The sequence below is a fragment of the Agarivorans sp. genome (assembly GCF_050295395.1).
Lineage (GTDB): Bacteria > Pseudomonadota > Gammaproteobacteria > Enterobacterales > Celerinatantimonadaceae > Agarivorans.
In genome coordinates this window covers 1-7,281 of the sequence record NZ_JBNKPP010000097.1, presented here as the reverse complement: position 1 = coordinate 7,281, position 7,281 = coordinate 1, and the positions used below count along the sequence as shown (strand labels likewise).

The 7,281-nt window shown below is 48.0% G+C and carries 6 protein-coding genes; all 6 read left to right on the top strand.

Annotated features, from left to right (window positions below; all coding sequences use genetic code 11):
• Positions 1–156: 156 nt before the first annotated feature.
• Positions 157–2,877, top strand: a complete 2,721-nt coding sequence (locus ACQY6Q_RS05915; protein ID WP_427979040.1) for a TIM-barrel domain-containing protein — start codon at positions 157–159, stop codon at positions 2,875–2,877.
• 160 nt (positions 2,878–3,037) lie between these two features.
• On the top strand, positions 3,038–4,111 hold the full coding sequence (locus tag ACQY6Q_RS05910; protein ID WP_427979037.1) for an AI-2E family transporter: 1,074 nt from the start codon (positions 3,038–3,040) through the stop codon (positions 4,109–4,111).
• A 306-nt stretch (positions 4,112–4,417) separates the two neighbouring features.
• Entirely contained in the window at positions 4,418–4,897 is a 480-nt protein-coding gene (locus ACQY6Q_RS05905; RefSeq protein ID WP_427979034.1) for an Hsp20 family protein, read from the top strand.
• 328 nt (positions 4,898–5,225) lie between these two features.
• The gene (locus tag ACQY6Q_RS05900; protein WP_427979031.1) at positions 5,226–6,590 is read left to right on the top strand and encodes a DegQ family serine endoprotease; all 1,365 of its coding nucleotides are present in this window, start codon (positions 5,226–5,228) and stop codon (positions 6,588–6,590) included.
• A gap of 249 nt (positions 6,591–6,839) precedes the next feature.
• Positions 6,840–6,968, top strand: a complete 129-nt coding sequence (locus ACQY6Q_RS05895; RefSeq protein WP_427979029.1) for a hypothetical protein — start codon at positions 6,840–6,842, stop codon at positions 6,966–6,968.
• A gap of 77 nt (positions 6,969–7,045) precedes the next feature.
• On the top strand, positions 7,046–7,281 hold a 236-nt coding region (locus ACQY6Q_RS05890), incomplete at its 3' end, for a GTP-binding protein (RefSeq protein WP_427979027.1).

The window sequence follows — 7,281 nt, the reverse complement described above, 5'->3', positions numbered from 1 at the left end:
TTTGCGATTCACTGGCGCTTCCTAATCGGTGGGACAGGCTTTATTGTAGCAAACTGTGGTGGCAACATCTCTGGTTTCGTAAAGTAAATGGCGTTGTGGCTAAGGCTTAGCTGGGCGCTTTCTTTCGTGTTTACTCTGCTGGTAATGAGGTAAATTATGGCGGCAAAATATATTCCCTTCGAGCTTTATTGCGATGGCCTACTCAGCCCCGGAGTGGCTGAACTCAGTTATATTGCTGAGGGGATTCTGAAGTGTAGAATTGCTCCCCACGCCGAGCAATTGCAGCCTCGCTCAGCGCGCAGTGAATGGGTAGTATTGCCGCATACCAGCATTCAACCCAGCTCTCAGTCTGCGGAGCAGTTTTGCAGCCAAGAGCTGCGTTTAGCCATCGTCGAGCAAGGCTTGAGTTTATTTAATCAAGCGGGTGAGCTATTGCTCAATATCGAGCGTCCCGAATTTAATAGCCAGCATGCTCAAGATGGTTTTCGCCAGAGTTTTAGTAGCCCCGGTCAGCAGGCCTTTTATGGCTTAGGGCAGTATCCTGACGGGGTGGTAAATTATCACGGTCAGCGCCAAGCTATATGCCAATCTAACAAAGGCATCGCTGCGCCCTTGTTGTTGTCCACCAAGGGTTACGGCATTTTGTGGAATCAGCTGGCCTTTAGTGAGTTTGTCAGCCATGAGCAGCAGTTTAGTTTTAGCAGTGAGGCGGGTGAGTGCATCGAGTTTTATTGCTTATATGGGCCAGAATTCGACCGTATTATTGCTCATTATCGTCAGCTCACCGGCATAGCGCCTTTGTTTGGTCGCTGGGCCTATGGTTATTGGCAGAGTAAAGAGCGCTATGTCGATGCCGCCGAGCTGCTAGCCACCGCTAAACAGTACCGAGAAAAACAGATCCCCATCGACAACATTGTGCAAGATTGGAAGTACTGGGGCGATTTGGGCTGGAGCGCGATGCAGTTTGATGCTGAGGTATTTGGCGACGCCGCCACTACCATTGCGCAACTTCATGATATGCATTTCAAACTTATGGTGTCGATTTGGCCGGTGGTGGGCAAGGGTAGCCCGGTGTTTAATGAATTGTTGGCTAAGCAGTATTTATTTGAAACCGAGCATTGGGCCGATGGCCATATTTACGATGCTTATAGCCAAGGCGCACGCGATATTTATTGGCAACACGTAAAAGCTGGTTTAATGGATCTAGGAGTAGATGCGCTGTGGATGGACGGCACCGAGCCTGAGTTTATTTCCACGCAAAATCCGCAAGACGGGGTGCAGTTTTGTTACCAGCAACGCGATACCGAATTAGGGCCGTGGAAGCAGGTGCTTAACGGTTATTCCTTAATGACTACCGCTGGTGTGTATCAAGGACAGCGTCAACAAATTGCCCAAGGCGCTGAAGACAAGCGGGTCTTTACCCTAAGCCGCTCTAGCTTCTTAGGGCAACAGCGTTACGCTGCCGCCTGTTGGTCGGGTGATATTAGCGCTACTTGGCAGGTATTACATCAGCAAATTGCTGCTGGCTTAAACCTATCGGCCGCGGGCTTGCCCTATTGGACTACCGATATTGGCGGCTTCTTTACCAGTGGTTTTGGCGCGAACTTCCCTGAAGGTGTAGACGATGACGCCTACAAAGAGCTGTATGTGCGCTGGTTCCAGTTTGGTGCTTTTTGTCCCCTGTTTCGCTCTCATGGGGCGAATACGCCACGCGAAATTTACCAGTTTGGCGAGCCCGGTGATTGGGCCTTTGATGCCCTGCTTAAATTTGACCATTTACGTTATCGCTTATTGCCTTACATTTACTCGCAGGCCTGGCAAGTTACCCAGCATGGTGGCAGCATCATGCGCCTGTTGGCCTTTGAGTTTAGACAGCAAACCCAGTTACATAATATTGGCGACCAATATCTATTTGGCCCTAGCTTGATGGTGTGTCCGGTGACGCAGCCGATGTTCTATCAACAGCATTTGCAGCAGCAGTTAATTGGCGCTGCCGATTTATATACCGAGGACGGCTTAGCAGGGGTAGTAGAGCAACATTTTTCTGATGATGCCTTGCAGCAATTGGTGTCGACTCAGCGAGTGGATAACATTGATGGCAACTGGGCGGGAGGGCCGCCAGCCGGTTTGCCCTTAAGCGCTTACAGTGTGTCGTGGCAGGCGCGTTTTCAAGCGCCGGTGAGTGGAGAATACCACTGGTTATTACATGCTAATGACGGGGTTCGTCTCTATTTAAATGACCAAGTGCTTATCGATAGTTGGCAAAAGCAAGCCCAAACCAATCATAAGGCCAGTTGCCAGCTAGAGGCCGGCCAGCAATACAGTTTGCGAGTGGAATATGCTCACTGGCAAGGCTCTTCGAAATGCAGTTTAAGCTGGCAGCACCCAGCAATGAGCTTACAACAAACTAAGCTATTCTCCCCTGAGCGCCAAGTAGTGTTGCCTGCGGGCTTTGCTTGGTATGACTATTGGGATAAATGCTGTTACCAAGGGGGCCAAACCATTGCCTTGGCTACGCCCATCGACAGCATGCCAATATTGGTCAAGGCGGGGGCGATTATTCCGCATGGTCCGCAGCTACAGTATCACGACCAACTTCCGGCCGATCCGCTCACCATTGAGGTGTATGCCGGAGCCGATGGTGAGTTTTGTTTATATGAAGACGAAGGCGACAGCTATCGCTATGAGCAGGGCGCCTATAGTGAGATCCAATTTGCTTGGAACGAGCAGCAGCGCTGTTTAACCATTAGTGCTCGGCAAGGGCAGTTTAGCGGCATGTTAGCCCAGCGGCGTTTTGAAGTAGTGCTGATAGAGCCACTGCAGCAGCAACAGCAAACGATTAATTATACTGGCGAGGCGCTTTGCCTGTATTGGTAGTGAGCTGGGGAATTTGATTTTTGTTGAGGTGGCGTTTGGCTAAGTTTACTGATTGATAGTATTCTCAACTAATGCCTTGATTTATTTAAATTCAGTCATACAAATGCAGTATCAAGAGCTTAGGCTTAACTTCGCTCTTAGTCATCGAGAGAATAGGGATATGTTTGATCAAAAGAACTTTGAACGTGGCGCGGTGGAAGCGGCGATTAAAATTGGCGCGTTATTTTTATTAGCGGCCTGGTGTATCGATATTGTGCGACCGTTTATCTCCCCCGTGGTATGGGCGATGATTTTAGCTGTGGCACTGAATCCGCTGTATGTAAAACTTAAGCAAGTGGTTCGCCACGGTGGCTTGGCGGCGGTTATTATTGTGGTTGTTTTGTTGACGATTATTTTATTGCCTGGGGTAAAAGTGGCCACCTCCGCGGTGGATAGCTTAACCGTGTTGGGGCAAAAGATTCAGCAGGGTAGCTTTGAGCTACCTCCGCCTTCAGACTCGATTAAAGCGTGGCCCTTTGTGGGTGAAAAACTCTACCATCAATGGGATTTGGCCGCCGCTGACTTAGAGCGCTATTTAAGCTCGCTGGCCAGTCATGTCAGTGATGTGGCTGGCAGTGTGATTTCTATGGCTGCCGGATTGGTGGGCGGGTTATTGGTATTTTGCTTCTCGGTGATTATTGCCGGAGTATTTCTGGCCAATGGCGAAAGAGCCGTGAAGGGCGCTACCTTAATGGCCAGCGCCTTAGCCGGTAGCAACGGCCCTTACTTGACCCGCTTGGCCAGTAATACCATTCAAAGTGTCGCTAAGGGTGTGTTGGGGGTAGCGGTAATTCAAGCGGCTTTATTGTCGATTGGCTTTTTTGCGGTAGGAGTGCCGGGAGCCGCGCTGTGGTCGGTATTGGTATTGGTGTTGGCGATAGCCCAATTGCCACCAGTGCTGGTGGTATTGCCCATCGTAATTTATATTTTCAATCACGAATCGCCAGTAGTTGCCACGGTGTTTACCGTGTGGAGTGTGCTAGCCGGTTTTAGTGAAAACCTACTCAAACCCTTGTTATTGGGGCGCGGTGTTGACGTGCCCATGCTGGTGATTTTAATCGGTTCCTTGGGCGGTATGCTGCTCTCGGGTTTTGTTGGTTTGTTTTTAGGTGCGGTAGTTCTGGCAGTGAGTTACCGCATTCTGATGGCTTGGCTTGAGTTAAGTGTAGAAACGGAGCAACACACTCCCGACTAGCCAGTTGGTTTTGTTAAGTCTGAGAGATGGTGGTTAAGCCCGCCATCTTGTTTACTCCATCTTATAAGCTAAGATACGCTGGTTAAATGCCAGCTTGTTTGGCTATTAAGCCTTTTTAGTTTTTAAATTATTCCCTCACGCTATATCCGCCTTTCTCTTTATAAAAAATAGCAATAAAAAACTTTGATTTGAGCCTTGAATCCATTTCTATTGACCTTATTTTGATCTTACAGGCTGGCGTCTCACAGGAGAGTCCGCCTGGGATTAATAGCTTTATTTTATGTTGCTTCTTTTGGAGGATGTATTATGAACACTGTTGATTTATCACCACTTTATCGTAGCAGTATTGGTTTCGATCGTTTCGCATCGCTAATTAATCATGCCTTGGCTAGCGAGCATTCCAACGCGGCTTACCCCCCTTACAACATTGAGTCTAAAGCAGACAATCAATATGCCATTAGTTTGGCTGTGGCGGGGTTTAGCCAAGAAGAGCTCGACATTCAGGTTGAAAAAGGGGTGTTAACGATACGGGGCAATAAAACATCTAAAGATACGGCCAATTATCTCTATCAAGGCATTGCCAACCGCTCTTTTGAACGAAAATTCAATTTGGCTGACTATGTCGAGGTAAGAGAGGCTGAACTAAGCAACGGTTTGTTGACCATTCACCTTGTTAAAGAGCTGCCTGAAGCGATGAAACCGCAAACTATCGCGATTAATCAATCGACCAGTGCGATTGAGCACAAAGCTGAGCAGCTTGATAGCAATGATGACAAGGCCGCTTAGAATCTCGGTGGGGGGGGCTTGGCCCCCTCTAAATGCTTTTATTAACTGTATTTTTTACTTCACTTCGCTAATCAAGGAGGTTTTGTATGAAATGTTGTGGCTCAGTTAAGCAAGATAAACACTCTATCCAAAGTAGTGCAGCAAAGGGGCGTGCTGCTCAAAAGAAAGGAACTCATGTGAACTACAACGCTAAAGATAGTTTTGTCGCGCCTTACCGAACCCGAGTTAGGACAGCATTTGGATATACCACTGTGGTTTAAACCGGCTAGAGGCACGCTGTGCCTCTAGCCTTTATGTTAGAGTTTAACCATAACAGGAAGATCAGTTTATGCGCCATAAGATCAGCTTTTTTAGCTTACTTCTTTGCCTACTATGGGTAAGTCCAAGCTTTGCTGCATTACCCAATGTTACCGCGGAAGGTAAGGCCTTCCCTTCATTATCGCCGATGATCAAACGGGTCCACCCGGCGGTGGTCAATATATCGACTTACTCCACCAAAGCAGCGCGACAGAATCCCTTATTAAACGACCCTTTCTTTAGACACTTTTTTAATGTGCCTGAACAACAACAGCAACCCCAGCAACCGCAGAAGCGCCAGCAAAGCGCTGGTTCGGGAGTAATTGTTGACGCCGATGAAGGCGTAGTGATGACTAATTACCATGTGATTAAAGGCGCCGATGAAGTACAAGTTTCGCTAGCCGATGGTCGCAGCTTCAAAGCTGAAGTGTTGGGCTCTGATCCCGAGCTAGATATCGCTATCTTGTCGATTCCTGCCGAAGATCTAGTTGAGGTGAAGATCGCCGACTCTGGCCAGTTAGAGGTGGGTGACTTCGTGGTTGCCATTGGTAACCCCTTTGGTTTGGGCCAAACCGTCACCACGGGTGTGGTGAGTGCCCTAGGGCGTACTGGCCTAGGCATTGAAGGGTATGAGAACTACATTCAAACCGATGCCTCAATTAATCCCGGTAACTCTGGTGGTGCTTTAGTAAACCTAGCCGGTGAGTTGGTGGGCATTAACACGGCCATTATTGCGCCTTCTGGCGGTAACGTGGGCATTGGCTTTGCCATTCCTAGTAATATGGCCAAGGTCAGCATGCAGCAAATCATTAAGCATGGTGAGGTAAAACGCGGTCAAATTGGTGTAGGTATTCAAGATATTACCGCCGATCTTCGCCAAGCCTTTGAGTTAGAAAACGGCATGGGTGGGGTGCTGGTGACCAATGTACTGGACGATTCTCCGGCCGACGATGCGGGCTTAAAAGCCGGCGATATTATTATCAGCGTTGATGGACAAAGCACTAAGTCTACCGGTCAGTTACGTAGCCAGATTTCAGTAAAAGCCATCGGGGAAAGCATCGATTTAACGGTGATTCGTGATGGCAAGCAACGTGATTTTGAAGTTAAGGTGGGCGAACCCAGCGGGGTTAGCCAAGTGGATAGCAATATTCATCAGCTTCTAGAAGGGGTGCAACTACAGAACGACGAACAAGCTGAAGGAGTAAGAGTTACTCAGCTTGCACCTAATTCTGCGGCCGCTTACAGTGGTTTACGCAGTAACGATTTAATTGTTGCGGTGAATAAACGTCGCGTGAAAAACCTCGACGATATGCAGCAAGCCTTGCAATTAAGTGATTCGGCAGTGCTATTGCAAGTGCAGCGCCGCGGTGGCTCTTTGTTTATTGTGATCCGCTAGTAAGTTATTTCTTATTTTTAGGTAAAGGCGTCTTCGGGCGCCTTTCTCGGTTTCATAGCGGTCTTTTTTCGCCAAATATTCAGTCGGTTAATCGAGGAGATGTTTTCGCTAGCTTGTGCTTGGTTGATTCGCACTGACTTGTACTTTAACCGTCGGTTAGGCAAGTTTGACTCAGCCTAAGCACACCAAGTGGTTTGCAACAAATTGGAGTAAATCACTGGCTTGGAGCAATTTAAGGTAAATTCAGACTTGAGTTTTGCGTCTGTGGCCTTGCTAGCATTGCCGTTATTTGGCTTGGCGGTACCAGAGAAAAGCCAAGCTTTGATTGTTTATAAAGTCCAGATCGGTGAAAATACCCACCAATTACGATTAACTTAACGCTGGGTGATTGTGCTAGAGGGCCAATGGCCAACTTTGCTGCATCCTCGCGTATATAAACAAGAAGAATTGATTCGATGTCTAACGCTTCACTGTTGCATGATATATCTTTTAGAAGAACCTTTGCGATTATCTCCCACCCCGATGCGGGTAAAACGACACTGACAGAAAAGTTATTGCTTTTTGGTGGTGCCATACAGGAAGCCGGAGCCGTAAAGAGCAACAAGATCAAGAAAGGGGCGACTTCAGATTTTATGGAAATAGAACGTCAGCGAGGGATTTCTGTAGCCACCTCTGTCCTGGCATTCATATA